General features: G+C 52.2%; 25 protein-coding genes. 7 read left to right on the top strand and 18 right to left on the bottom strand.

Features of this window, described 5'->3' with window-relative positions:
• Window position 1 precedes the first annotated feature (1 nt).
• The 3 genes from ACE41H_RS08565 to ACE41H_RS08575 form a co-directional block, all read right to left on the bottom strand.
• A complete protein-coding gene (locus tag ACE41H_RS08565) occupies window positions 2-415 on the bottom strand; it encodes a BlaI/MecI/CopY family transcriptional regulator (RefSeq protein WP_375354735.1) in 414 nt (137 codons plus the stop codon).
• A gap of 648 nt (window positions 416-1,063) precedes the next feature.
• Complete coding sequence (locus ACE41H_RS08570; protein ID WP_375354737.1) at window positions 1,064-1,861, bottom strand: winged helix-turn-helix domain-containing protein; 798 nt, start codon at window positions 1,859-1,861, stop codon at window positions 1,064-1,066.
• Window positions 1,837-2,232 carry a Fur family transcriptional regulator gene (locus ACE41H_RS08575; protein ID WP_375354738.1) on the bottom strand — a complete coding sequence of 132 codons (396 nt, stop codon included), beginning with the start codon at window positions 2,230-2,232 and terminating at the stop codon, window positions 1,837-1,839. The genes ACE41H_RS08570 and ACE41H_RS08575 overlap by 25 nt, the downstream gene beginning before the upstream one ends.
• Before the next feature lie 288 nt (window positions 2,233-2,520).
• Between ACE41H_RS08575 and ACE41H_RS08580 the strand changes: the two genes are divergently transcribed.
• From ACE41H_RS08580 to ACE41H_RS08600, 5 genes are all read left to right on the top strand, one after another.
• Window positions 2,521-4,464: an anaerobic ribonucleoside triphosphate reductase gene (locus ACE41H_RS08580; RefSeq protein WP_375354740.1), complete on the top strand. Its 1,944-nt coding sequence runs from the start codon at window positions 2,521-2,523 to the stop codon at window positions 4,462-4,464.
• Window positions 4,461-4,970: an anaerobic ribonucleoside-triphosphate reductase activating protein gene (gene nrdG, locus ACE41H_RS08585; protein ID WP_375354741.1), complete on the top strand. Its 510-nt coding sequence runs from the start codon at window positions 4,461-4,463 to the stop codon at window positions 4,968-4,970. The genes ACE41H_RS08580 and nrdG overlap by 4 nt, the downstream gene beginning before the upstream one ends.
• Window positions 4,971-5,064: 94 nt before the next feature.
• Entirely contained in the window at window positions 5,065-5,475 is a 411-nt protein-coding gene (locus tag ACE41H_RS08590; RefSeq protein WP_375354743.1) for a DUF948 domain-containing protein, read from the top strand.
• Between the two features lie 518 nt (window positions 5,476-5,993).
• Window positions 5,994-6,302: an antibiotic biosynthesis monooxygenase gene (locus tag ACE41H_RS08595; protein WP_375354744.1), complete on the top strand. Its 309-nt coding sequence runs from the start codon at window positions 5,994-5,996 to the stop codon at window positions 6,300-6,302.
• 48 nt (window positions 6,303-6,350) lie between these two features.
• Window positions 6,351-7,070 carry a 3-ketoacyl-ACP reductase gene (locus tag ACE41H_RS08600; protein ID WP_375354745.1) on the top strand — a complete coding sequence of 240 codons (720 nt, stop codon included), beginning with the start codon at window positions 6,351-6,353 and terminating at the stop codon, window positions 7,068-7,070.
• A 559-nt stretch (window positions 7,071-7,629) separates the two neighbouring features.
• On the opposite strand, the gene ACE41H_RS08605 is transcribed toward ACE41H_RS08600, so the two are convergent.
• The 7 genes from ACE41H_RS08605 to ACE41H_RS08635 all read right to left on the bottom strand — a co-directional run bounded on the left by ACE41H_RS08605 (window position 7,630) and on the right by ACE41H_RS08635 (window position 14,119).
• Complete coding sequence (locus ACE41H_RS08605; protein WP_375354747.1) at window positions 7,630-8,088, bottom strand: hypothetical protein; 459 nt, start codon at window positions 8,086-8,088, stop codon at window positions 7,630-7,632.
• Between the two features lie 114 nt (window positions 8,089-8,202).
• A complete protein-coding gene (locus tag ACE41H_RS08610; RefSeq protein WP_375354748.1) occupies window positions 8,203-9,330 on the bottom strand; it encodes a nitric oxide synthase oxygenase in 1,128 nt (375 codons plus the stop codon).
• 162 nt (window positions 9,331-9,492) lie between these two features.
• On the bottom strand, window positions 9,493-9,969 hold the full coding sequence (locus tag ACE41H_RS08615) for a Dps family protein (protein ID WP_375354749.1): 477 nt from the start codon (window positions 9,967-9,969) through the stop codon (window positions 9,493-9,495).
• 301 nt (window positions 9,970-10,270) lie between these two features.
• Window positions 10,271-10,693: an SRPBCC family protein gene (locus ACE41H_RS08620; protein WP_375354750.1), complete on the bottom strand. Its 423-nt coding sequence runs from the start codon at window positions 10,691-10,693 to the stop codon at window positions 10,271-10,273.
• 386 nt (window positions 10,694-11,079) lie between these two features.
• Complete coding sequence (locus ACE41H_RS08625) at window positions 11,080-12,000, bottom strand: alpha/beta hydrolase family protein (protein ID WP_375354751.1); 921 nt, start codon at window positions 11,998-12,000, stop codon at window positions 11,080-11,082.
• Window positions 12,001-12,116: 116 nt separating this feature from the next.
• Window positions 12,117-12,878 (bottom strand): SDR family oxidoreductase, encoded by a 762-nt coding sequence (locus ACE41H_RS08630; RefSeq protein ID WP_375354752.1) that lies wholly within the window; start codon window positions 12,876-12,878, stop codon window positions 12,117-12,119.
• 98 nt (window positions 12,879-12,976) lie between these two features.
• Window positions 12,977-14,119, bottom strand: a complete 1,143-nt coding sequence (locus ACE41H_RS08635) for an NADH-dependent flavin oxidoreductase (RefSeq protein ID WP_375354753.1) — start codon at window positions 14,117-14,119, stop codon at window positions 12,977-12,979.
• 148 nt (window positions 14,120-14,267) lie between these two features.
• Here ACE41H_RS08635 and ACE41H_RS08640 point away from each other — a divergent pair, with 148 nt between their 5' ends.
• Window positions 14,268-14,735 (top strand): MarR family winged helix-turn-helix transcriptional regulator, encoded by a 468-nt coding sequence (locus ACE41H_RS08640; RefSeq protein ID WP_375354754.1) that lies wholly within the window; start codon window positions 14,268-14,270, stop codon window positions 14,733-14,735.
• A 153-nt stretch (window positions 14,736-14,888) separates the two neighbouring features.
• Here ACE41H_RS08640 and ACE41H_RS08645 read toward each other — a convergent pair whose 3' ends face one another.
• The 8 genes from ACE41H_RS08645 to ACE41H_RS08680 form a co-directional block, all read right to left on the bottom strand.
• Window positions 14,889-16,601, bottom strand: coding sequence for an adenine deaminase (locus ACE41H_RS08645; protein ID WP_375354755.1), 1,713 nt, complete (start codon window positions 16,599-16,601; stop codon window positions 14,889-14,891).
• Between the two features lie 90 nt (window positions 16,602-16,691).
• On the bottom strand, window positions 16,692-17,753 hold the full coding sequence (locus ACE41H_RS08650) for an ABC transporter ATP-binding protein (protein WP_375354756.1): 1,062 nt from the start codon (window positions 17,751-17,753) through the stop codon (window positions 16,692-16,694).
• A 15-nt stretch (window positions 17,754-17,768) separates the two neighbouring features.
• Window positions 17,769-18,557 carry an ABC transporter permease gene (locus tag ACE41H_RS08655; protein ID WP_375354758.1) on the bottom strand — a complete coding sequence of 263 codons (789 nt, stop codon included), beginning with the start codon at window positions 18,555-18,557 and terminating at the stop codon, window positions 17,769-17,771.
• Window positions 18,558-18,563: 6 nt separating this feature from the next.
• Window positions 18,564-19,385, bottom strand: a complete 822-nt coding sequence (locus tag ACE41H_RS08660; protein ID WP_375354759.1) for an ABC transporter permease — start codon at window positions 19,383-19,385, stop codon at window positions 18,564-18,566.
• 29 nt (window positions 19,386-19,414) lie between these two features.
• A complete protein-coding gene (locus tag ACE41H_RS08665) occupies window positions 19,415-20,389 on the bottom strand; it encodes a nucleoside hydrolase (RefSeq protein WP_375354761.1) in 975 nt (324 codons plus the stop codon).
• Window positions 20,389-21,465, bottom strand: coding sequence for an ABC transporter substrate-binding protein (locus ACE41H_RS08670; RefSeq protein WP_375354762.1), 1,077 nt, complete (start codon window positions 21,463-21,465; stop codon window positions 20,389-20,391). The genes ACE41H_RS08665 and ACE41H_RS08670 overlap by 1 nt, the downstream gene beginning before the upstream one ends.
• Window positions 21,466-21,637: 172 nt before the next feature.
• Complete coding sequence (locus tag ACE41H_RS08675) at window positions 21,638-21,982, bottom strand: DUF2294 domain-containing protein (RefSeq protein ID WP_375354763.1); 345 nt, start codon at window positions 21,980-21,982, stop codon at window positions 21,638-21,640.
• A 220-nt stretch (window positions 21,983-22,202) separates the two neighbouring features.
• Window positions 22,203-23,153 (bottom strand): nucleoside hydrolase, encoded by a 951-nt coding sequence (locus ACE41H_RS08680; protein WP_375354764.1) that lies wholly within the window; start codon window positions 23,151-23,153, stop codon window positions 22,203-22,205.
• Window positions 23,154-23,696: 543 nt separating this feature from the next.
• Here ACE41H_RS08680 and ACE41H_RS08685 point away from each other — a divergent pair.
• Window positions 23,697-24,341 carry a hypothetical protein gene (locus tag ACE41H_RS08685; RefSeq protein WP_375354765.1) on the top strand — a complete coding sequence of 215 codons (645 nt, stop codon included), beginning with the start codon at window positions 23,697-23,699 and terminating at the stop codon, window positions 24,339-24,341.
• The last annotated feature ends 16 nt before the right edge of the window (window positions 24,342-24,357 follow it).

Genomic DNA, 24,357 nt, shown 5'->3' on the forward strand with positions numbered 1-24,357 from the left:
CTCACAATTCCTTTTTCCATTGTTTGATTTTTTGTTCAAGCCGTTCAATCAACTCCGGATCGGCTTCATCCAAGGCATCAATCATATGGTTGACCGCAAGCGGCCCGAACTGCTCAATCAGCTCATGGCTGAGCTCCTTCGACTGCACGTCCATAAATTTCTCCCGGCTTTGCACCGGACGGTATAGCGATGTGCGTCCGCGGAGCTTCTTGCTGAGCACGCCCTTGTCCACCAAACGGTTCATGACAGTCATCACCGTATTGAAGCTAATGTCCTTGTCATGCTCCAGCAACGTCTGCACTTCCTTGATGCTCCGGTCAGGCGCATTCCATAAAATATCCATAATGCGGGATTCCAGAGGTCCGAAAAAACGGTTCAGCCCTCTCTCTCCGGTCTTAAAGTTCAGTCTTCTCATCCTGCACACCTCTCACACTACCCATTGTAGTGATGCTTGATCTGGAAGTCAACTGTCAAAAACTGTTGATCTGGTGCTCACCTTCTTCATGTTCTGAGACGCTCCGAGAACGAACCATTCCTCCAATCGCTGTTATCCCCAAATTTCGCAATTATTTTTCAGTGGAAGAAATTTGGCGATAAAGGCGAACGCTACCGCTTTTCCGGAATTGCTTCGCCCTCTCCGCTGCTGCGTGTATATCCCTGCTTAAGAATACAAAAAGAAATCGCCAATCCCTTCCGATTACTAATAAAAAAAGGCGAGAATAGAAAAAATCCTCCTATTCACGCCCTAACGTTGCATTAACTCTTTCATAAAGACAACTTGTAGCCCTGATCATTTCTGATTCCCTCAAAATTTCAGGTTTTCAGGCCGATCGTGCGCCCGCTGGAAATCTAACGGTTGTAGCAGCTGCTATTTCGCAAAATAAGACCTTTTCTAAATTCTAACGGTCGTGACCAACGTTATTCCCCTGAATTTAGGCAAAATCATCCGGGTTAAGCGAAATAAGCGACATGGCAACCGCTATAATTTGAAATCGCTATTCTTGGGACCAATAGCGGTTGTAGCATCCGTTAGAGCGCTCCCCCAACATTCCCTGTTATTCTGTTAATCAGCCAATCTGTAACCTACGCCTCTTACCGTGGTAATGTAGCGCGGTGCTGCCGCATTATCTCCCAGCTTCTTTCTGAGGCTTTTGACATGCACGTCCACCACATTGCTGCCCCCGTTAAAATCCGTCTCCCAAATATCATGCAGCATCTGCTCGCGGGAAATCACACGGCCCTGTGTCTCAATCAGCTTGAGCAGCAGATCGTACTCTGTCTTGGTCAGGCTAAGCTGCCGCTCTGCCTGATGGACCGTCATTTTGTCACGATCAATCCATATATCCTTAAAGACGATGCGCTGTCCGGCAACAGCCTGCCCCTTCTGTGCAGGCCGGCCGCTCAGTATTCGTTCAATCCGCTGCACCGGACGGGCAGAAGCGGCAGGCCAGCTTATAAGCTCTTCATGAGGCAACAGCTGCCGAGCCGCTTCCATCAAGACATCATTCACCAGATATATATGCGGCTCAGCCCCTTCAGCAAGAGATTCATGCCACCGCTGCAACGCGAACGCATCCTCAAAGGTTGTAGCATCAAAAAGAATCAGGTCCGGCAATAGCTGCTCCTGCAGCTCGGGACTCCAGCGATGGAACGCCATGACATCATAGCAGGCATCCGTCAGCATCCGCACCCATGCCTGCACAACACCCGGAACTGCGCTGATCAGCGCAATCCGCCGTGTAGTCGTACAGAATAAAGGCTGATTGGCCGCCGGCGACTTCGGGGCAAAGCGCGCCCGGACGGTACGCGGCAGCCGGACTCTTGCAACCGCATGGCTTATCTGATTCGTTTGCTTTGACATTCCGGACATACACCTCCGAATACGACATGGGCATGGGCAATATCATACCCCGTTTCTGCCATAACTTCCTTCGTCCATTCCGACGGAACTTCGCTCATCACCTCATCCACCCGTCCGCACACCTGACAGATGACATGCTGATGATCATCCATGCGCCCGTCATAACGGCTGGCCGCCTCCCCTAGCTTCAGCTCACGGATCAGCTCTTTATCCGTCAGATAACGCAGCGAGTTGTACACTGTACCGTAGGCCAGATTGTAACCACGCTCCATCAGCCGGTTCATGACGTCCGCCGCTGTGGGGTGATCATTGGATTCACGAACCACATCATACACAGCCTGCCGCTGTGAGGTTAAATTTAGAGTTCTCATCCCGTGCATCTCCCTTTTATATCACTAAGTCTTTTCATTACAGTTGATATTAGATTAGAATAATTATCGTTTATTTTTAGACCTAGTATAAATCTTATTTTATAGTTCGTCAATACAACAGCAAGTTTAAGACAGCCCCTTTCGCAATGAGAAGCGGCCCGGGACAGCCAGCTTTGCCCTCAGTGATCCCGACCAGAAAATGTGACTTACATCACATAACCAAATACAATATATAGCTAAAATAAGGATACTTTGTTCTATATATTGTGAAATTCGGAGGAATAAATTATGAATATGTTGTCAGATTCCTATGTCCGAACTATCGGTGAACGGGTGATCGGAGCATGTGACCCCGATATTTTGCGTGAAAATGCCAACCTGAACGGAGAATCCTTCAGCGGCAAAATGAGCAGGCTGGGATCGGAATACGCCAAATGGTATGCCAGGGAATTCATTCTCCCGAGCGAGCTTAAGCAGGCGGCAGATCAGGGATACATCTATGTCCATGACCTGGATCAGTATGCGCTCGGCACAACGAACTGTATCTTTATTCCATTTAACAGGCTGCTGGAAAGAGGATTTAATACCGGCAACGGATCGGTAAGAACGCCTCAGACCATCATGTCCGCCATGGCGCTTGTGGCCATCATTTTTCAGGCACAGCAAAACAGCCAATTTGGCGGCGTGTCTGCCAACAAGATCGACTGGGACCTTGCCCCTTATGTAGCACGCTCTTTCCGGAGACACTTCAGTAAGGGACAGCGGCTTTTTGCAGAGACAGCCCCATCCGCCTATGAACAGATACATATGGAAAGTGAAGCAGCACGGAATGCCTGCCCCCGCTCCTATGCGTTCGCTATGGAAGAAACGATCGCGGAAACGCGCCAGGCGGCAGAGTCCCTCATCCATAACCTGAATACGATGAGCAGCCGGGCCGGAGGTCAGATTCCTTTTACCTCTCTTAATTACGGTATGTGCACTTCCCCCGAGGGAAGGCTTGTATCCCGCACGCTGCTGGAAGCAACGATCCGCGGGCTGGGCGCAGGCGAAACGCCTGTGTTTCCACAGCATATTTTCCAGTGCAAGCAGGGGATCAATCAAAAGCACGGCGACCCGAACTACGATCTGTTCCTGCTGGCCGTCGAGTGCTCCAGCAAGCGGTTGTACCCGAATTTCGTCAATGTGGACGCCTCTTTTAATTTGCCGTATTACCGGGAAAACGATCCGGATACGATTATCGCCACCATGGGGTGCCGTACCCGTACCATCGGCGACCGGTTTGGCAGAAACCGCCAGAGCGGGAAAGGGAATTTGTCTTTTAATACGATCAACCTGCCGCGTATCGGTATTGAGCATGGCATATGCAGAGGGAACCGCAGCCACCCGGATATCAAGGGATTTTACGCCACGCTGGAGAAGAGCATGAACATTGCTCTGGAGGGGTTGATCCACCGCTACCGCATTCAGGCCCGTCAGCCTGCGAAGGCCTCCGATTTCATGATGAGGGAGGATGTATGGGAGGGCGGGGGCCAGCTGTCTCCCGAAGAAGAGGTCGGCCGTCTGCTGAAGCACGGTACATTGGCCATCGGATTTATCGGGCTGGCAGAATGCATGAAAGCGATGTATGGCATGCACCATGGGGAGAGTGACACCGTACACAGGGAAGCACAGCGCGTCATTGCCGCGATGCGTGCTTTCTGTGACCGGATGAGCGAAACGCATGACCTGAACATCACCCTGTTTGCGACACCTGCCGAGGGACTTGCAGGCAAATTCACGAAGCTGGATGCCGCGGAATTCGGAATCATTGAAGGGGTTACGGACCGCGAGTATTATACGAACTCTTTTCATATTCCCGTTTATTACAAAGTAACAGCGGCACGCAAGATTGATCTGGAGGCGTCTTTCCATACCTACTGCAATGCGGGTGCCATCTCCTATATTGAACTGGATGGCAATGCCCGCAGCAACCCGGAGGCGTTCCGGTCCATCGTGCAGTACGCCCTCTCCCAGAATATCGGGTATTTTTCCATCAATCACCCGATTGACCGGTGCCCGGATTGCGGATATGAAGGCATCATTGGCAGTGAATGCCCGCAATGCGGCACGGACGAGGAAGCCACCCACTTTCAGCGGCTGCGCCGTGTCACCGGTTATCTGACCGGAGATTATACCGTCCGTTTTAACGCGGCCAAGCAGGCAGAGGTTCGGGACCGGGTGAAGCACCGTTGAATTGGTGCGGTTACATTCCCGAATCGCTGAATGAAGGAAGCGGCCTGCGCGCCGTCGTATTCATCAGCGGCTGCCGCCACGCCTGCCCCGGCTGCTTTAACCCCGCCTCATGGAGCTTCCGCGCGGGGGAGCTCTTCACCCTGGAGCAGCAGCAGTCCGTGATCCGGGAAGCGGCAGCCAATGCACTGCTAGATGGTCTTACATTGTGCGGTGGCGACCCTTTCTTCTCGGCAGCGGACTGCATTCCATTCGTGCAGACATACAGAGCCGCCTGCCCCACCCATACGGTCTGGGCGTACACAGGCTTTACGTTCGGGGAACTGATCTGCGACCCGTCTATGCTTGAGCTTGCCAGGCTATGTAATGTCATCATTGACGGCCCCTTTGTCGCGGAAGAAAGAGATGTCTCCCTGCCCTTCCGGGGAAGCCGGAATCAGCGGCTTGTCGATGTGCGCAAGAGCCTGGAGGCGGGTCATGTCATCGATTGGCAGCCGGCATATCTATAGCTCTGTGCCATTCTTCTGCAGCGAATATCATCTAAAGAGTAGGCATAAAGTCAATGGACTTGTACATACCATGGTAGCAGAAGGAGGATGGTGTATGTCGGTTGAATTCAGTGTTTTCCTGATCGCCATTGCATTTGTCGGGCTTGTCGTCAGCGTCATCGCGCTGCTGCGCAAAGTGCTGGTCTCCCTGGATGAAGCGAACAAGGTGCTGGCCGAAGCACGTACCGCCGTCCGGGATATAAACAGCGAGGTAGGCAGCGTGCTCCAACATGCGAACGAAATTGCCGTTGAGGTAAAAGACAAAATCCGGGCCATTGATGCCATCGTCAACTCCGCGCAGGATGTCGGCCAAATTCTGCACACCGTTACGGACACAGCCAGAAGGGCCGTCGCCGTGTTGAACTACAGCAGCCAGGCAGTGTCGCCAGAGTATGTACCCGCAAACAAAATTACGATACGAAAAACGTCTATCGAAGCAGCGGCAAAGGAGACAGACCGCATTTAACGGTCAGCCTGTTGAGAACCCCCTCAACAGGCTTGTTTTTTATGTTCATTTGTGGATTTCTTCATACTTTTCTAGAAAAAATGCATGGCTGCATTTAAGGGTTAGCCAGTCTGCATCCGGGTGATCTCACTCGAATACTTCATCTAACAAAAGAGTAACGAAATACATAAGACAGTTTGGGCTTGTTTTATCCTGTACATAGGCTTTACAATTATAAACATGCAAGGCGGTGGAGTCGGAAAAGGCTGATCGTTTTTCGGTGATTAACTATGAAGGTATCAAGGTTAAAGAAGACTGCTCTGCTACTCCAATGCGCAGCATTTGCTGCAATGCTCAAGCAAACAGCAGAGGATGACATCCCCTGCTGTTTCTTTGTTTAGTGGTCGGAGGAGGATGAATGCAGCGGCATTGGAATGCTGCTTCCGTCTCCGTTTGTTTTCGCCGGACAGGAATCGGTATAATAGACTTGTCATATGGTATACCGCTTCAAGAACCTTTACTCTGGGAGGAGAATCACGATGTTCGTTGTGACCAATACGATCAAAGTCAAGGAAGGGGCCGGTAAAGAGCTGGCCGAACGGTTTGCCGAAGGGCAGGGCGTACAGGAAATGCCGGGCTTTGTGCGTCTCGAGGTGTGGCATGGCGTCAATAAGGAGCAGGAAGAGCTGAAGGTATGCACGATGTGGGAGAATGAGCAGTCTTTCCGCAATTGGACGTCAAGCGATGCTTTTCGTGCGGCACACCAGGGCCGGGGCAAAAACGAGGCCATTCTTGGCGCTTCCCTGGACACCTATGAGTTAATGGTACAGGTATCCGCAGAAGAATAACCCTTTCATACCAAAACCCTTATAATCATAATCAGGAGGCATATTTTTATGGAACTTAAGAACAAAACCGCCGTCATTACCGGTGCGGGCAAGGGCATCGGCAGAGCGATCGCTGAAGTTCTGGCTAAAGAAGGCGTCAGTCTTGGTCTCATCGCACGTACGGCTGCTGATCTGGAGCAGCTACAGGCTTCATTGGGAAATACATACGGTGTAAAAGTAGCCAGCGCGGTGGCGGACGTATCCGACCGCACGCAGGCTGAAGCGGCTGTAGCTTCGCTCGAGATGGAGCTTGGCGCTATCGACATTCTGATCAATAATGCAGGAACCGCCACCTTCGGTACCGTGCTGGACATGGATCCGGAGGAATGGGAGCGCATCGTGCGCGTAAACCTGATGGGCACATACTACGTGACACGTGCCGCTCTTCCAAGCATGGTGGCGCAAAGCAGCGGCACCATTATCAACATTTCCTCGACGGCAGGGGAACGGGCAGCAGCTACCACCTCCGCTTACAGTGCATCGAAGTTTGCGGTTCTTGGTTTTACGGAATCGCTGATGCAGGAGGTCCGCAAATCCAACATCCGTGTTACGGCACTGACACCAAGCACTGTAAATACGGAGCTGGCCTCCGGTGCCGGGCTCAAAATCGGTGATGAAGACCGCATGATGCAGCCGGAGGACGTGGCCGAGCTGGTACTTGCCACCCTGAAGCTTCCGCAGCGTGTATTTATCAAATCGGCAGGCATTTGGACAACCAATCCTCAATAAAGACTCTTTTGCACACCAAAAAGGAGCGATTCCCCGGCCAATGGACCGGAATCGCTCCTTTTCTATGATGACTCAAAACTAAAATCAGTGCTTGCCGAAATAAGTTAGACCTTGACTCCGATGGCTCCAGAATTCAAGACTGAGGTGACTGTCTATCGGGTTGTGTCTTGTTGTCCCTGCGTGACGTAGCGACGGGTCACCAGGTTACGTGTCTTGCTGTCCTTACGCAATGCTTTGCATGATTATCCCTTTCGTTCAGGGATGGTGGCTAGGGTCAGGGGATAGGATAAAGGATCCTAGATATGATTTTTTTATCCTGGATCGTATGCTTTCTCTCGAATCCTCTTCTTTGTCCTAAGCCCGTCTCATGATTCCGAACCGATCTGCTCCTTCACCAAATATGGTTCTTCTCCCAAGTTTGCCTGTTTCTCCTTGCCCTGATCAAACGGGATAATGATGCAAAGACAGCGGATGTTGATCTGCCGCCCAATCCACCGGCCTTCCTGCGCTCAAGTTTTTAACACTCTGCAAGCACTAATTATTAGGTTGAGCCTTGCACTTAAGCCGTAACCGCCTGATCTCGTGCCATCTCGCGGTAAGCAAACAGCGATTCGTCAATGATGATGGACATAAACCTGGAGTCTGCCTCCGGCAGCAGGTTCAATGCATAATTCCATGCATTCTCTTCAATTCGCAGTGCAGTCAGCCGCTTTACTGACGGATCATCCGTCTCATCCAGAGCCTCCGACAGCGCCCGCAGCTCAGGATCAGCCGCATGGCCGATTTCATGAGCGAGCACGACGGCAAAGTATTCTTCAGCCTGCTCCAGACTTCCGAACATCTGCATGCATTGTGCCTGAATAACATCGGTATACATGGTGATAGTGTGGGTATTCATATTGTATTTGCCCCCTACCATGCGCCCGCCGGGAAATTTCTTCTCCAGCCGGACGCTCACGCCGATATCCGCCTGCCGCAGCAGCTCTTCAATGCACTGCTCTAATTGCTGTGTCTTCAACTCTGCTCGTGCTCCCCCATAAATCAATCTATATCATCTGTTCTATTAATGCGTGCTCATAACATAATATGCTGCAACAGCGTATATACCAAACAGTTTATTCAGAAAAAAATCTTAATGGAATGGACAACCGCCGGTGCCCGGACGGGACGCATACTTCTTCTCCTGGGCAAAAAAGTTAGGCTTCACCACTCTATTTTCATATGAGCTGTGAAAAATATGAGTAGCAGCCGGGGAGAGCGGCGGAATGAGCCACGTCCAATCCCCTGTCAGCTCCCGGCCAGCTTTCCGTTCCCGTTCCTCGAACAGCTTGAATTGGGCAGCCGCCGTATGATGATCGACGATGCTCACCCCTTCTCGCCGGAACGAATGCAGAACAGCCGCATTCAGCTCAATCAGCGCACGGTCTTTCCAGAGCGTCGTTTCGCTGGAGCGATCAAGCCCCATCAGCTCCGCTACTGCGGGCAGCTTGTTATAGCGGAACGTATCCGCAAAATTGCGCGCGCCAATCTCGGTTCCCATATACCAGCCGTTGAACGGTGCCGCCGTATAACGAATTCCACCGATGCTCAGCATCATGTCAGCAATAATGGGCACTGCGTACCAGCGCAGGCCCAGCGCAGCGAATCCCTCGATGTCCGGATGATCGATATCAACCTGCTTCGCAATCTCCTCCGGGATCGGAAACAGCGTAGGAATCTGCCCGTCCGCCTCGATCACCAGCGGGAGAACGTCAAAATCGGTCCCTCGGGACTCCCACCCCAGCCGTTGGCACAGCTTCGTCAGTTGCAGGGAGGCCGGATCACCGACGATGCCATGCTCTGTTTCATACCCTGCATAGCGGATCAACTGGTGGTTCCATATTCTGATGTCCGGTTGGTCCGGCCGTGAGGGTCTGTATACCGTCAAGGTAGGAATGATCTTCCCCCCGTTGGTCGCTGTCTCGATATGCCTGAACAGCGATTCCGCAATATTAGTGGCTCCACTAATGTGGCGCTCATCCCTGACGCGCAGCTTGTCCCAGAACAACCGGCCAATGCAGCGATTGCTGTTCCGCCAGGCCATGCGGGCTCCGTGTTCCAGCTCAGCAAAGGTATGCTCGTAGGTTCCCGTAAGCTCAACTTCCCTTTTTACATCAAGAAACCGGGCCCCCGCCTCCTCACGGCTCAGACCCAGTTCCTGATAACATTTATATATAAAGTGCTCCGCTTCCTGCAGAAGCACCGTATTTTCTGTTTGCACTATTCAGCTCCCCTGTTCCGTGTCGCAGGGCCGCACGAGCCCTCCTGCTTAGTATCCTCCATTATACGCCCCGGAACAGGGAGAACCAATGGGATGAGGCTTTTGTTCACGTGATCTACACATCCATGACAATGGCTTCCATCCCTGTTAGACGTAATCCCGTTATTTACCCAAAAAAGCGTTCAGCATCCAGATATGCTTGTCCACCGCTTCCCGCATACCGTTCAGTATATCAGCAGTTGAAGGGTCTCCTGCCGCTTCCGCAGCTTCCATGCCTGTAGCCAGATCCGAAGCCACCAGCTTCAGGTCGCTGACTACTGTCTCTACCATCTCCTCGGCACTTGGCTGTCCTTCCGCCTCACGCACAATGGACAGCTGCAGATACTCCACCATCGTTGCTGCCGGACGGCCGCCGATCGCAAGCAGGCGCTCCGCTATCGTATCCAAATGCTCGGCCGCTTCATTGTACAACTCTTCAAACTTTGCATGCAATCTAAAGAAATGAGGCCCTTTTACATACCAGTGAAAATGGTGCAGCTTCGTATAAAGAACAGACCATGTGGCCACCTGACGGTTTAACGCCTCGTAAAGATGGGTTACAGCCTCATCGACTGAGTTGGTGTTTTTCAATGTGGACATATTCGTTTACCCCTTCCCGGATCTAAAATAGTTGTGTGTCCGATTATGTTCTTAAGTTTGCTTGAATCTTATGCTGCATTTATACAAATTCAGCATATTAGAATTTAGACTTAATCTAAATCCTGTTTTAATTATAGCATGCTGCCTTTCAATTGAACAGTCATGATGGGGAAAATTTTCATGAAGATTGGATGAACACGGAGTATTTGCAGATAGAAAAACGCCACCCTTCAGAAAATCCTTAAAACTCTGATGGGTGGCACATAAAGTTCATTTAGCATCCATTGGATTTGCCGTTCTTTCAGCTCTCGCAATATTTTTTGAAATTATCCAAAAACGTCTGCCAGCCTGCTTGCTGCATTTCAATGGGGTTTTCGCTTTCTGCCTCGAAAACCTCAGTTACCCTCGTATCGCTACCTCGACTGCTGAAAGTAATGGCTACTTTTCTTCCATCTCCAAGTGTGTAAGCAATAAATTCGTGGAATCTCACTTCATCATATACTCCGCTAAAATCAAAGCCAAAGCTTCCGTCCTTCGCTTCCATGCGTGTAAGGAAGGCTCCGCCAGCCCTTAAATCATTTTCAGCCTTGGGCGCATGCCAATCTTCTGCAGCAAACGACCACTTTGTGATATGCTGCGGCTCGGTCCAATACGACCATACTTTTTCCATCGGTGCGTCAACTGTAGTTTCTACTGTGATGGCTTCCTTTTGATCTGATGTCATGGTTCATTATCAACTCCTTAGTTGAATCCATGTGTGGCACGAAGATAATAGCACATACGTTCTTATTTCGGAAGTGAAATGTTATTCATCTCCTACCAATAAAAAATTCGCAAGATAATGGGAGGATGGTTTAATGCTGACTGTCTTTTATTATTCGCATTTCAGAAAAATGGCATACATAAAGTTTCAGGGGGTAAAGCGCAGCTGACGTCAAGCTTGTAATCAAGGAGATGTCGCATTTATGCTGTAACCGATTTTGAACAAGACCAGCTCCCTACAAATATTTGGCCAAAGTCTTTCGCATCCCCAGTCGGCATTAAAAAAGCGGACACCTTATGAGTGTCCGCCAGAAGAGCAGCTGTTTAAAACGGTACCTCCGTCATCCCTTACTTGGACTCTATGCGGCCCAGCGGGTTGACGCTCTCTCCCAGAGCCGCACGAGCTGCTGGCCAGCTCGAATCATCGAGGCCAAGCGCGTTGCGAAGATAAGCCCACGTGACACGCTGGATCAGGGCGACTCGTTCGGGGCTCTCGTCCGTCGTTTCCTTAACATCATAGCCGGAGATTCCGCCAAGGATGTGCTCGGCCCCGAAGAGGGTGAGCAGGTCCGTGCTGCCTGGGCTCAGGAAGTGCGGATCGGTGAACCAGTCCGGTCCCCGCGTGGACAGGTGGGACTGGTCATGGTCCCCAGCGACCACAAGGGTCGGCGTAGTCAGCTCCGCGAAGCTCGGGTTCATAAACGGGAAGTGCTCGGCTGCGAACGGAGTCAGGTCATCCCCGCCTTTGCCAGTTGTGGCCAGCAGAACGCCCGCCTTGATCCGCGAGTCGGACAGGTCCTCTCCTGGTTTGCCGTGAGCATCGAGAACCCGCGCTCCCAGCAGCATACCCACCGTCTGGCCCCCGAAGGAGTGTCCGACTGCGGCGATGCGGCTGCGATCAAGGCGCCCGCTAAGGCCGGGAACGGAAGCCTCAATGAGATCAAGCTGATCAAGAATGTGCTTCATGTCCTCGACCCGGAAACGCCAGATCAATGGTGTACGCGGATCTTCCGGAGCAAGGCCCAGTCTTCTTGAGTCGAGATGGGTGGGTTGAATGACCACGAAGCCGTGGGCAGCCCAGAAATCGACCAATGGGGCGTAGCCATCCAGCGACCAGCCAAAGCCGTGCGAGAAAACAATAATAGGCAATTCGCTCCCCGTTATGGGTGCAGATACTCGTACTTGCAGCTCCTCACCACGGCCCGGGGCGGGCAGCACGATCGGCTTCACTGAGATGACTTGAGCAGGTGCATTAACTTTGAGTTCCATTATATATCTTTCCTTTCCATAGAAACATAATTTTTATATAGAAACATATTTTTTAGAGAGATTAAGGCACTTCATTTCCTATCCTACGATTCCTTCGGATCATGCGCGAGCCTGTATCACCATGGAATTGGGCCGTTCTCACCCGAGAACGTGCCTGTCGGTCCGTCCGGGCCGAGGAGCGCGAGGCGCACGGGCTCGCGGGCAGCCTGTTGCACGGTGAGCGTGCCCGCGAAATTGTTGAGAGCCGTCGCAGCGAAGCCCGGGCTTACAGCGTTCACCTTGATGCCCGTCGACTCCAGTTCGATCGCCATGGCAAGTGTCATGGCGTTGAGCGCCGTTTTGGACGCAGGGTAGACGGGGCCGTAGATCGAGCGCCAAGGGAAGTCCGGGGCCGCGTTCATCGTCAGCGAACCAGCGCCGCTCGACACGTTGACGATACGGGCTGCCGGGGCCTCACGCAGAAGCGGAAGCATCGCCTGAGTAACGGCAACGACGCCGAACACGTTGGTCTCGAACACCGCACGCAATTCATCGAGGGACACGTTGCTCGGCAGGGTCGACTTCGCATACTCCTCGACGGACATGCCCGGCGGCCGCCGCGTATGCGAGATGGCTGCGTTGTTGACGAGCACATCAAGACGGCCAAGCTCGCTACGGATGCGCTCTGCAGCGGCGGTGATGGTGGCCTGATCCGTGACATCAAGCTGCAGGGCGCGGGCATCCGCTCCGACGCTCTGCGCGGCCGTCTCTCCAAGCTCGAGGTTACGCGACCCGACGAGCACGGTGAAGCCGTGCGCCGCCAGATCCTTCGCGATTTGAAGCCCGATCCCTTTGTTGGCCCCAGTGACCAGGGCAACGGGTTTATTCTGCATAGCCATAGTCTGCCTCCTTTTTGGCATCGATATGTTGTAGAAATACCAGCGTAGATCTGGCATTATTCCGGATAGCCTCTCCTTCGCATCGATTCACCAATGCCTTAACCTTCCGTCCTCTCTTCATCCACCACTTGGAACCAGCCAGGTATACTCATGATCCTGCCCCATATTCCGTCGGGAATCGCAAGTTTCGCCTGCGCGGAACGCGAAAGCGTCGTTTTGATTTCCTCCTCCAGTCCGTTTTGGACCAGGGTTACCCATTCCGGGTTTATAATCATGGCATGGCCAAGCGAGATCAATGGAACGCCCGTGCCCAGAGCTTCCACGACATCATCGGGGGTCCACAGTCCTCCGACACCGATAACGGGAACGCGGTCGCCGACGAGTTCCTGCACCATCACGATTCGCGACTTTGCGATCTTGTCGTCCGTTCTCGGACTCTGCCAGAAGTGCTCCACGGAAAGATGGATATAATCCAGGTTTTGTTCTGCCAGCACATCGACAAAATGAAGCGTATCGGCCATAGTGATTCCTGGCGTTTCTTTCTCCTCCGGCGAGATGCGGTACCCGACTACGAATGGTGACGTTGCATACGCCGCAACGGTTTGTTGAACGCGTTTCACAACCGCGAGCGGGAAGGCCATCCGCTTTTCCAACGTTCCGCCCCACTTGTCTTCCCTTCGGTTCGCATGCGGGGAAAAGAACTGATGGATCAGAAACCCGTTGGCACCAAGAATTTCAACCCCGTCAAAGCCGGCTTCGATTGCCCTGCGGGTCGCCTGCGCGAACTCTTCGATCGCCGTTTCGATGTCCGCTTCCGTCATCGCCTTGGGGACAGCCGCACCTTCACGTTCTGCCGCGATCGTACTGGGACCCAGCGCATGACCGCTTGGAACCATCGCCGGATTGCCCAGCCGGCCCCCATGATAAAGTTGCACAATCGCTTTGGCTCCGTTTTCCTGAATGACCGCCGCCAGCTTTTTCAATCCGGGCAGCAGCTCGTCGTGATCGATGCCGAGTCCATGCTGGATGAACTTTCCGTTTGGCGATACGAGCGCGCTAGCTGTAATGATAGCGCCAGCTCCTTGAGCGCGAGCCCGATAATAAGCCAGCTCCACATCCGTCACTTCTCCGTTTGGGCCGGATGCCCCAATGCCCATCGGCGCCATCATCACCCGGTTGTTTAACCTTACGCCCGAAGGCAAACGAAACGATGCAAATAGAGGTTCGTATCGAGCATTCATGTTCCATTCCTACTTTCCGTGTATGTTTTTATTGGCTACGCTGGTACTACCCCATGTTATAAATATAGCCTTGAATTAAGTTGATACATCAACCTTAATCCACTGTAACATATTGAAGTTGATGCGTCAACCGTGTTATGATGTTGCTATGGATAAAAACGAATTGAACGCAGAAGAAATGCGAATATGGCATACGTGGAAAGGCTCCTTTCAGAGCATCTTCGGCCGCGTAATCAAAGAGATGTCCGAGCACACAGGACTATCAGAGGGTGATTATGGGGTATTGGACCGGTTAGACCTTTTGGGGGACGGCAGCCTTCGACAACAGGAATTGGCCGACTCGATGGGCTGGGATAAGAGCCGATTGTCACACCATCTGACACGGATGGAGAAACGCGAGCTTGTGATGCGGAAACCATTAGACACGGATCGTGGTGTTCAAGTCATCATCACTTCCGCTGGAAAAGCAGCATTGGATGAGGCCCGTCCCGTCGTCTCCCAGGCGATACGCACACATTTCCTTGACCGGTTAACCGATCAAGACATCGAGTTGATTATGAAGCTGGGGGAAAGAAGCAAAACAGGTTCTTCCGGGTCTTGCAAAGACCCGCAATGAATAGTCAACAGCACGAACAAGAAAACCACCGGTCACAGGTTTGGATCCTGGGACTCCGATGGTTTTTCTTGTACATAGAAAAGCAGCTCCATCCCCACAATGAGGATGAAGCTGCTTTTCCTGTTTTATCGTATCCATGTTTCCATGTTCATATTACTTTTTCACCAGCAGCGGCACAACCTTGCCTGCATTCACATCAATCAGGCCGTGATCGGTAATTTTGAAAGCAGGGCTTACGGGCAGAGAATGTGTGCTTAGCGACATTATCGGGTTATAATGGCGATAACCCAATGACAGCATGGCCGAGCGAAGCTCTTTAACCTTGACGGCCACGATGTCCAGCGGCTCCTCCGTCAGAATGCCGCCAACAGGCAGGGACAAATGAGCCAAAACCTTGCCTTCATGCACAACACAGAAGCCGCCCTGCCCTGCAATAACGGTGTTGGCTGCCAGCACCATGTCCTGTGGATGATGTCCGACCACCAACAGGTTATGATTATCGTGCGAATACGTTGTAGCTACCGCGCCGCGCTTGAGGGTGTCTCCGCCGATCAATCCGTAGGCCCGGTTTCCGTTTTTGCCATACCGTTCAAATGTGGCAATCAGGCCGTATTCCCCTTCTTCCCACTGCAGCAGACCGTCACGCACCACAGCCGGGGCAATCTGTTCTTCCGTAAACGTGGAGCCATCCTTAACGATCATTACACGGCAATCACGAACCCCGTCTTCCTCGTCAATATGGACTTTAAAGTCTGTTTCCTCCAGCAGCGGGAGCTGTACACTGTGATAAAAATGCTCCGGAAAATACCCGGCCACCAGCTTGCTTGTGTATTCTTCATACCTGTCAAACACCTTAACCCCGTTCTTGTACACCTGATCCGGTTCAAAGGTTCGCAGATCTGACAGCAGTACGAAATCGGCAATTTTACCCGGAGAGATGGTCCCGCGGTCATTCATGCGCATCCGCATCGCAGGTGTAAAGGTCGCCGCATAGATCGCATGCTCAGGCTTCATGCCCATCTCTACCGCCTTGCGTACGATATGGTTGATATGCCCCCGCTCCACAAAGGAATCCGGCATCACATCATCGGTCACAAAGCAGAAATGCTGGGCGACATCTTCACGGATCAAATAGTCCATAATCTCGGGTGTCATCGATTTTTCCTGAATCTCAATGAACATGCCTGCAGCGATTCGGGCCGTCATGCCTTCGATGCTCTGATGAGTGTGATCGGAGCCGATGCCGGCATAAATCAGGCGATGCAAATCCAGGTCAAGCAGCTTTGGAGTATGGCCTTCAATGATCAGGTCCGGATAATGCTCGCGGACATGCTTCAGAATCCGGTTCGTTTTGCTGTCCGGATCACGGATCACGTCTACATAGTTCATAATTTCACCGAGACAGATCATTTCTCCGGTCTGAAGGAGCTGATCAATTTCCGGAATATCGATTTCCCCGCCGGATGTTTCCATCGGGGTCGCCGGCACGGAGCTGGGAATGGCATAGAACATATCAGCCGTACATTCCCTGCTCGCCTCCATCATCTTTTGAATCCCTTCAAGGCCGAACACATTGGCCATTTCATGGGGCTCCGGCACAATCGTCGTCACACCGTTGCGGATCAGCCCATCCGAGAAGGCGGCCGGTGTAACCATCGAGCTCTCAATATGAAGATGAATGTCAATCAGGCCGGGAATCATATATCTGCCGCCGCCCTCGACAATCTCATCGGCATGAAACGTGTCCAGTCCGCGGCTGCCAATGTACATGAACTGGCCGTTCAGCACCGCCACGTTCCCTGTTTCAAACCGTTTGTAAAAGCTATTGTATACTTGCACTTGTAAAATCAGCTTATCTGCACGCATAAGGGTTCTCCTTCTCAGTTCGCCGTTCTTGCTGCTGCGTACCTTCGGCTGAAACCGGAGGCGCATACGCCGGACCGTCATGATCGCTCATTAATGAACGAGCACCATTTTGTCTTTGGGAAAATATAGAACGACCCGTTGACCGTTCGGGTAAGGCACATCCGTTTCCTGGTTGGCGGTGAAGAGGCCGTAATCGGTCTCCACAACATATTGATAGCTTCTTCCGAGATAGGTGCTCACTTTAATGATGCCTGGAATATCATTGGGCGAGCTCTCTCCCGTGTTCTCCCGGATGACGATATCATCAGGACGAATCGCACCCGTCCGCGCGCCCGACTGGGCAGTGCCGGGATTGCGGGACAGCAGGAAAGGTCTGCCCCCTGAAGTCAGTGCAAGATGTGCGTCATCCTCCACGATTCTCTCGTCGAATTGGAGGAAGTTGTTGAAGCCTATAAATCGGGCTACATACTCTGTTGACGGATATTTGAAAATGGCCGAGGGAGCATCAAGCTGCTCGACGGTTCCCTTGTTCATAATAGCCACCTGATCAGAAATCGAAAAACACTCCTCCTGATCGTGGGACACGTAAACTGTCGTAATGCCCAGTTCCTGCTGAATGCGACGGATTTCCACACGCATGTTCACCCGCAGATTGGCGTCCAGATTGCTGAGCGGTTCATCAAACAGCAGCAAATCAGGCTCAATGACGAGCGCCCGCGCAATGGCAACACGCTGCCGCTGGCCCCCCGACAGCTCTCCGGGGAAGCGCTTCTCGAAACCGACAAGGCTGACGATGTCCAGCATGCTCATCACCCGCCGCTTGACCTCATCCTCTTTTACCTTGCGCAGCCGCAGCCCAAACGCCACATTGTCATAAACGGACAGGTGCGGGAACAAGGCATAGCTTTGAAACACGAAGCCAAAATTGCGTTTGTTGACCGGAACGCGAGTGTAGTCCTCTCCACCGAACAGGAACTTGCCTTCCTTCGCTTCGAGAAAACCGGCGATCAGGCGTAATGTCGTCGTTTTGCCGCAGCCGCTTGGGCCGAGCAGCGACAGCAGCTGCCCCTTCTCAAGCTGCAGGTCAAAATCCTTCAAAATATACGTGTTGTTGTAGGCCACGGATACGCGGTCCAATGTTAGCAATGCCATAACCTGAAGCCCCCATTACCTTTTTGTGAAATAAGACAAGCCCATGAGCCGTTCAAGCAAGAACATCAATACCCCGGTCAGAATCATCAGCAGCACCGAGATAGCGGCGATCGTCGGATCAAAATAGTTCTCCACATACGTCAGCATCTGAATCGGAAGCGTGCTGAAGCCCGGACCTGTCATGAATACCGAGATGTCGACATTGTTGAAGGATTCCAGAAAGGCAATCAGAACCGCAGCAATAATGCCTGAACGGATATTCGGCAGCACCACCTGGAAGAAGGTCTGCAGTCTGCCCGCGCCAAGGCTCAGCGCCGCTTCTTCGACAGCAAAATCAAAATTCGACAAGCTTGATGCGATTACACGGATTACAAATGGCAGCATAATGACCGTGTGTCCGATCAGCAGCCCTGCCACGACCGGAAGATGATAAACGACGATCAGATACCGCAACAACGTAAATCCGAGCACAATGCCGGGAATCAGCACCGGAGACAGAAATACCGCGTTCAGCAAGCCTTTGCCCCGGAAGGAAAAACGGCTTAGCGCATAAGCAGCCGGCACTCCCAGCAGCAAAGCCAGAATATTGCCTGCCAGAGATACGATCATGGAAGTCCAGAATGAGGACATGAACGCACCAACCTCGAAAATATTCCGGTACCAGCGCAGCGAAAGGCTCTCCGGCGGAAATTTCAGCACCGTCCCGGATTCAAATGAAGTGGCGGAAATGATCAGAAGCGGGCCCAGCAAAAAGATGAAGACCAGCAGACTGAACAAGCCCAGCCCGAAATGTTTCTCCCGCATATCCACCTACCCCTTCGGATTGAGTTTGACCGCCGTTTTGTTCAACAGACCAACCACAATAAATGTAATGACGATCATCATTGTTGCGATAACCGATGCAAGGAACCAGTCGTTCAGCGTCATCGCGTTCTGATACAGGAAGGTCGCAATAACCCGCTGCTTGCCTCCAAGCAGCGCAGGCGTCGTATACGCGGTCAGGCTTCCTACGAACACCAATACACATCCGATAATCAACCCCGGGACCGCAAGCGGAAATACAATCCTGCGGAAGGCGCCAAAACGCGATGCCCCCAGACTCTGGGCAGCCTTGACCAGATCATTGTCAATGTTCTCCAGCACACCCACCAGCGAAATAATCATCAGCGGCAGGAAAAGATGCACGAGACCGATAATCATGGCGACAGGCGTATACAGAATTTCAAGCGGCTTGTCCACGATCCCGAGTCCCGTAAGCGTCTCATTCACCAGGCCCTTGCGTCCGAGGATGACCATCCAGCTGAAGGAACGCACCACCGGGCTGGTCAGCAGCGGAAAGATGGCCAGCGCAAGCAAAATGCCTTTCTTCCGCGGCGCTTTTTGCGAAATATAATAAGCTGTCGGAAAGCCGAGCAGCACGCACAGCAGTGTAGTCACCACGCTAACCTGCAGTGTTGTAAGAAGTATTTTCAAAAAATAAGGGTCTTTAAAAAAGTGCAGATAGCCTTCCAGCGTGAAGGAGCCTTCCTGAACAAAGGTCGATCCAATCGTCAGCACGATTGGAATGACCATAAACACCGTCAGAAAGAGCAGACCCGGCAGCAGCAGCCAATACAGGTATGTTCTCTTCATGTGCAACTCCTTGCAGCGGGTCAATTCTCTTAACCCAAAATTGGTTTATGCTCCCCCTGCCCGGCAGGGGACATCGCCGGTTTGCCGACCTCCCTGACGAACAGTTCCAGAAATGCAGTGCTGTCCACCTCTTCGCACACCGCCATGTTCGGCGGCTGGCCCAGCCTGCTCTGGACATCGCCAACCGTCTGCCCGTCGCATAGACGGCTGGAGGTCTCAATGTCCACATACAGCGAAGACATGTGTACAAGACCGGAATCTATCGCCACACCTACAGCGAGCGGGTCATGCAGCGCGCACGCCCGGACGCCGTACCGTGCTTCATACCTTTTCGTATAATCAGCGGTGCTCTCCTTAACGAAGGCCTGCAGCTGCGGGTCAGCCAGCTGTGCCACATGCTCGGCCGTAAGCAGCGCCTTGCGCGTGACGTCCAGCCCAACCTGAACCAGTCTGCCAAAACCGGCATGAAACACGATGCGGGCCGCCTCAGGATCGGCATACATATTGTACTCTGCTACAGGCGTCACATTTCCCGGGCCGTGAATGACCCCGCCCATAAAAATAACTTCTTTTACAAAGCGGGGAAGCTCAGGGCACTTCAACAAAGCGTTCGCCAGATTGGTCAATGGGCCGGTACATACCAGTGTAAGCTCGCCCGGATGCTGTTTCGCAAGGTTAATCATGATGTCAGGTGCAAATCCGTCGGAGGGTGTGGCATGCGGTGCTTCATTTTTCAACGCCCCGCCCATGCCGTCCTCACCATGAATTCTTTTCTCGTCATAATGATTCCGGACCAAGGGCGCATTCGCACCCTTGTACACCGGGATATCCGGACGATGAAGAAGATCCATGATCTTGCATGTATTCAAGGTTGCCTGCTCCAGCGATACGTTGCCGCACACCGTTGTAATAGCCCGAATATCCAGAAGCCCGCTTTTGACGGCGAGCACTATGCCTAATGCATCATCAATACCCGTGTCTACATCCAGGATCACTTTTTTCATTATTGAGCAACTTCCCTGTTCCAGCGGTCAGTCCACTTCTTTATATTTTCATTGACGAAGGACATGTCCAGCTTAACGAGTTTCTCGACAACGTCGGCACCATAAGTAATGCCTTCCGTATCTGCTCCACTAAGCACAACCTCCGTATTGACCGGAGAGTCCACCTTCGCTTTCGCCGATGCCTCCTGCACTTCCTTGCTGAGAATCCAGTTAATGAACTCTTCGCCCAGTTCCTTCTGATCGCTGCCTTTGACAATATTTACGGTATTCATAACCGCATAAGCTCCTTCGGAAGGAGTTACAAATTTCGCATCAGGAATAGCTGCCTGGAGGTCTTTAAAATACATTTCCATAATAGGACCGCCAGCAATTTCCTCCTGGCTGAACATATTCACGAACTCGGAGGTCTGGCCGTAGAACTTGACGATATTCGGGCTCGCCTCAGCCAGCTTCGCGAAGGCAGCATCCTCATTAAATTCCGTATTGCCTGCTACTTTGGAAGCCATGTCCACGGCCATCGGACCTGCGGTTGACGTAATGTTAGGCAGGGTCAGGTTTTTGGCAAACTGAGATCCCCACAGATCCGCCCAGGATGTAACGTCACCGGATACCAGGCCCGGATTGTATGCAATACCGAGGCGGCCAATGGTATAGGCAGGGCCGTATTCCTCGCCAAGCGGAGCTTTCGCAATATCATAAATGTTATCAATATTCGGGATTTTCGAGCGGTCGACGGTGTCGAACAGCCCTTCCTGAATTCCCTGTTGAGCATAGTAGTCAGAAAGGAATACCACATCAACATCGGAGCTGCCCTGACGGATTTTGTTCAGACGCTCGGCGTTATTGCCAGTATCTACAACGATCTCGACATTATGCTCCTTCTCAAACGGCGCATATACCTCAGATTTAAAGAAATCCTCGGAAAAACCCCAGGTGGAGACGACCAGCTTCTGCTTCTCCCCTTGTGTGGAGCCGCCTCCTTCAGCATTTCCGCTAGTGCCCGCGCTGCTCCCGCAGCCTGCCAGCAATGCGGATGCGAGTGTAACTGTGATGAGACCGCCAAACCATTTTTTCATACCTTGCTTCCCCCCAAATGTAATAACTGCTTATAAATAGAAAAAAAGAAAAGCATTCTTGAGTGACCAAGAACACTTTTCTTCGTAAACAAAGATAAGCGCTACCCGCTAAAAGTAAAACAGGTTCTCCCCTCAGATAGATCCGAGGCGAAAAGCCGACATATGAAGTTATTCAGGATGGCTTGAGCATGATATTGGTCACAGCCCACTGGGTCCCGGTATCATAATCACGGAGTAGAACCTCAATATCAAGCCCCAATTCTTGTTCCAGCTTCTCGCGAAGTCTCTTCTTATAGAGCAAGGACATACGGAAATCCACTTCCAGCTTCAAGCCGGGGGCTTCCCCTTCCAAGGCTACAGACCGCGGAGAACGCCGATGCTTCGCAACGAGGGTAATCAGGTTGTCTTCAACGGTAGCCCGCAAAAGCGTAGTACCGAATCCAAACAAATCCTTGGAAATATCATTGTAAATCCGGTATAAACGTTTCTTACTCTCATTACTGTCCAGCAGCTTCATGAACCCACCCTCATCAAGGACTACCGTACATTCAACACACCAGCTTCTTGAATTATACATAAACTTTCGTGAAATGGCAACCCGCAGCACTACAAATGTAATTGTTCATGCGCGAAAGACGAACAATGTGTCGAAAATTGGTGAATATAGTCCTATTTTGGTCATACACCCCGTGACAAAAGGAGCTGCCGGGCATTGCTCCCCTATCGCTTGGGTGAAACTAATATCGCTGTGGAGCGGCTTTTTGAGCAAGTCCTGTCATATAGTCAAAAAAAGCCTCAGGCTCGGTATCGTAGACCAGTTGAACCGGACGGCCATCGGGAATAGCGACCGTTCTGCCCTGACTTGGCCCATCAGGGATTACCGTGCAGGTGACCGTTTTCTTTCTAACCAGGTCCGGACGGCCAACCGAAGCTGTCGTCAGCACATCCCACAGATAATAGGTGGAATTGGTTTCACTGTAGACGAGCGGCGGGCAGCCTGCGTAGCAGTTGCCGAGGAAATCAACGCCCTCATAGCGGCGTTCGGACGCCCAGCGTCTGCGCACAGCCGGAGTGAGCGGCACCTTGTTCGTGCTCTCCAGTGCGACCAGATCGATTTCGAGACCGCTCTGCCACACACGCAGCGCAGCTTCCGGATCCCAAAACACATTCCATTCTGCCGTACCGTCATGCTCCGGCTCCTCAACGTTCCCCTTTTCGAAGGTGCCCCCCATCCAGACGAGCTTCTCGATTTTGCCCTCGATATCAGGGGCCTCGTCCAGGGCACGGGCCAGGTCGGTCAGCGGTCCGGTAAAGAGCAGTACAGTTTTCCCTTCCGCCTCACGTACCTTTTCAATCAGATGACGGTGGGCAGGGAGCGCGGACAGCGGGGCGTCCATGCGACCCGACTCATTCAGGATCGGCAGGGCGTCAACATAGAACGAATGAATGCGCCATGCGGCCGGGAAAGGGTTTTTACCGCGGGAGTTGGATTTGGCCACTTCAACGGTCCCGTCCCCGAAGCGATCAATGATTTTACGGCTGGCGTCCGTGGCCGGCTCCAGATAACCGTCTGCCGGAATGACGGACACTCCTGTAAGGCGCACGTCCTCCATTTGCAGCAGCATAAACAGCGAAACGAGATCGTCCACGCCTCCGTCATGGTTGAAATATACGTTTTTCAGCGTCATATGTCATTCTCTTCCTTCCTCGCGCAAATATACAAGCCAGCCCTAATTATGAAGCATCCGTCGTTTACAGTAAACTCGAACCCGTTGGAAAACGCGGTCTGGCTTTCTGTGAATTACGTCGATAGACTTTTTTCTTATAAACCATCACTTTTCGGCACATAGGTTTAGCTTCTTTTAAATATTTATGTAGTATTACCATCTATCGCATCTTCTGACCACCAAACTGTTCTAACAGCTGCCTCTAACGGTTGCCGCAACCGCTATTGGTTCCAAAAACGTTGATTTCAAATTATAGCGGTTGCCATGGCGCCTATTTCACTTGCCCAGGGCATTTTCGCCTTGATTAAGGAAAATAACGTCAATCGCGACCGTTAGAATTTGAAAAGGCCTTTTTTTCGCGAAATAGCAGCTTCTACACCCGTTAGATTTCCGGCGGACACACGGTCTGCTCGAAAACCTGAGCTTTTGCAGAAATCCGAAAGGATCAGGGCTGCAAGTTATCTTAATAAAAAAGGTCCTCAGGGCCTTGAAAGGGGAATGAAGATGACATTGCATACGGTTGAAGATCTCGACCGCATCCGGCAGGAATGCAGATCCATGGTAACGAAACGGGCCATCGCTTCAGGCGGGACGGCTCTGATTCCCCTTCCCGGCGCGGATGTCTTCGCAGATGTAGGCATTCTGATGCAGCTGCTGCCGGCCATTAATGCCAAATTCGGCCTGTCCGAAAGGGACCTGTCCGGCCTGGATGCGGAAACCAAATCCATGGTGTACGGATTGATCACCTCTGTAGGAAGCAGCCTGATCGGACGTGTCGTAACGAAGGAGATCATTTTGCATCTGCTTCAGAAGCTGGGTCTTCGTATCGCCACCAGACATGCCGCCAAGCTTGTGCCCATCCTGGGCCAGGGGCTGGCCGCCGCGCTCGGCTTCACGGCCATGCGCATGATCGGCAACCGGCATGTTGACGAGTGCTACGAAGTTGCCAAGCGCCTCATGCGGCAACGTGCGGCAGAGAAGCGCGCGGATGGCTGGACCGTGCCGCAGGCACCGTTGAAGCCGATCCCGGCAGGCCGTGTAATCCAACTGCTTCCTCCGGGATCGGAAGGCCGGACAAAGCAGGCTTCCGAAGAGGAAGACCCAACCGAAAGAATGCTGAACAGAAATAACCCTCGCATCCGTGTTTAAAACCTTATTTCTAACT

It is taken from the genome of Paenibacillus enshidis (assembly GCF_042136365.1).
Classification (GTDB): Bacteria; Bacillota; Bacilli; order Paenibacillales; family Paenibacillaceae; genus Paenibacillus; species Paenibacillus enshidis.

Coding starts and splice junctions, on each gene's coding strand:
- ACE41H_RS08565 (WP_375354735.1), bottom strand. CDS start 415: ATGAGAAGACTGAACTTTAAGACCGGAGAGAGAGGGCTGAACCGTTTT.
- ACE41H_RS08570 (WP_375354737.1), bottom strand. CDS start 1,861: ATGTCAAAGCAAACGAATCAGATAAGCCATGCGGTTGCAAGAGTCCGG.
- ACE41H_RS08575 (WP_375354738.1), bottom strand. CDS start 2,232: ATGAGAACTCTAAATTTAACCTCACAGCGGCAGGCTGTGTATGATGTG.
- ACE41H_RS08580 (WP_375354740.1), top strand. CDS start 2,521: ATGAATATGTTGTCAGATTCCTATGTCCGAACTATCGGTGAACGGGTG.
- ACE41H_RS08590 (WP_375354743.1), top strand. CDS start 5,065: ATGTCGGTTGAATTCAGTGTTTTCCTGATCGCCATTGCATTTGTCGGG.
- ACE41H_RS08595 (WP_375354744.1), top strand. CDS start 5,994: ATGTTCGTTGTGACCAATACGATCAAAGTCAAGGAAGGGGCCGGTAAA.
- ACE41H_RS08600 (WP_375354745.1), top strand. CDS start 6,351: ATGGAACTTAAGAACAAAACCGCCGTCATTACCGGTGCGGGCAAGGGC.
- ACE41H_RS08615 (WP_375354749.1), bottom strand. CDS start 9,969: ATGTCCACATTGAAAAACACCAACTCAGTCGATGAGGCTGTAACCCAT.
- ACE41H_RS08620 (WP_375354750.1), bottom strand. CDS start 10,693: ATGACATCAGATCAAAAGGAAGCCATCACAGTAGAAACTACAGTTGAC.
- ACE41H_RS08625 (WP_375354751.1), bottom strand. CDS start 12,000: ATGGAACTCAAAGTTAATGCACCTGCTCAAGTCATCTCAGTGAAGCCG.
- ACE41H_RS08630 (WP_375354752.1), bottom strand. CDS start 12,878: ATGGCTATGCAGAATAAACCCGTTGCCCTGGTCACTGGGGCCAACAAA.
- ACE41H_RS08635 (WP_375354753.1), bottom strand. CDS start 14,119: ATGAATGCTCGATACGAACCTCTATTTGCATCGTTTCGTTTGCCTTCG.
- ACE41H_RS08640 (WP_375354754.1), top strand. CDS start 14,268: ATGGATAAAAACGAATTGAACGCAGAAGAAATGCGAATATGGCATACG.
- ACE41H_RS08645 (WP_375354755.1), bottom strand. CDS start 16,601: ATGCGTGCAGATAAGCTGATTTTACAAGTGCAAGTATACAATAGCTTT.
- ACE41H_RS08650 (WP_375354756.1), bottom strand. CDS start 17,753: ATGGCATTGCTAACATTGGACCGCGTATCCGTGGCCTACAACAACACG.
- ACE41H_RS08655 (WP_375354758.1), bottom strand. CDS start 18,557: ATGCGGGAGAAACATTTCGGGCTGGGCTTGTTCAGTCTGCTGGTCTTC.
- ACE41H_RS08660 (WP_375354759.1), bottom strand. CDS start 19,385: ATGAAGAGAACATACCTGTATTGGCTGCTGCTGCCGGGTCTGCTCTTT.
- ACE41H_RS08665 (WP_375354761.1), bottom strand. CDS start 20,389: ATGAAAAAAGTGATCCTGGATGTAGACACGGGTATTGATGATGCATTA.
- ACE41H_RS08670 (WP_375354762.1), bottom strand. CDS start 21,465: ATGAAAAAATGGTTTGGCGGTCTCATCACAGTTACACTCGCATCCGCA.
- ACE41H_RS08675 (WP_375354763.1), bottom strand. CDS start 21,982: ATGAAGCTGCTGGACAGTAATGAGAGTAAGAAACGTTTATACCGGATT.
- ACE41H_RS08680 (WP_375354764.1), bottom strand. CDS start 23,153: ATGACGCTGAAAAACGTATATTTCAACCATGACGGAGGCGTGGACGAT.
- ACE41H_RS08685 (WP_375354765.1), top strand. CDS start 23,697: ATGACATTGCATACGGTTGAAGATCTCGACCGCATCCGGCAGGAATGC.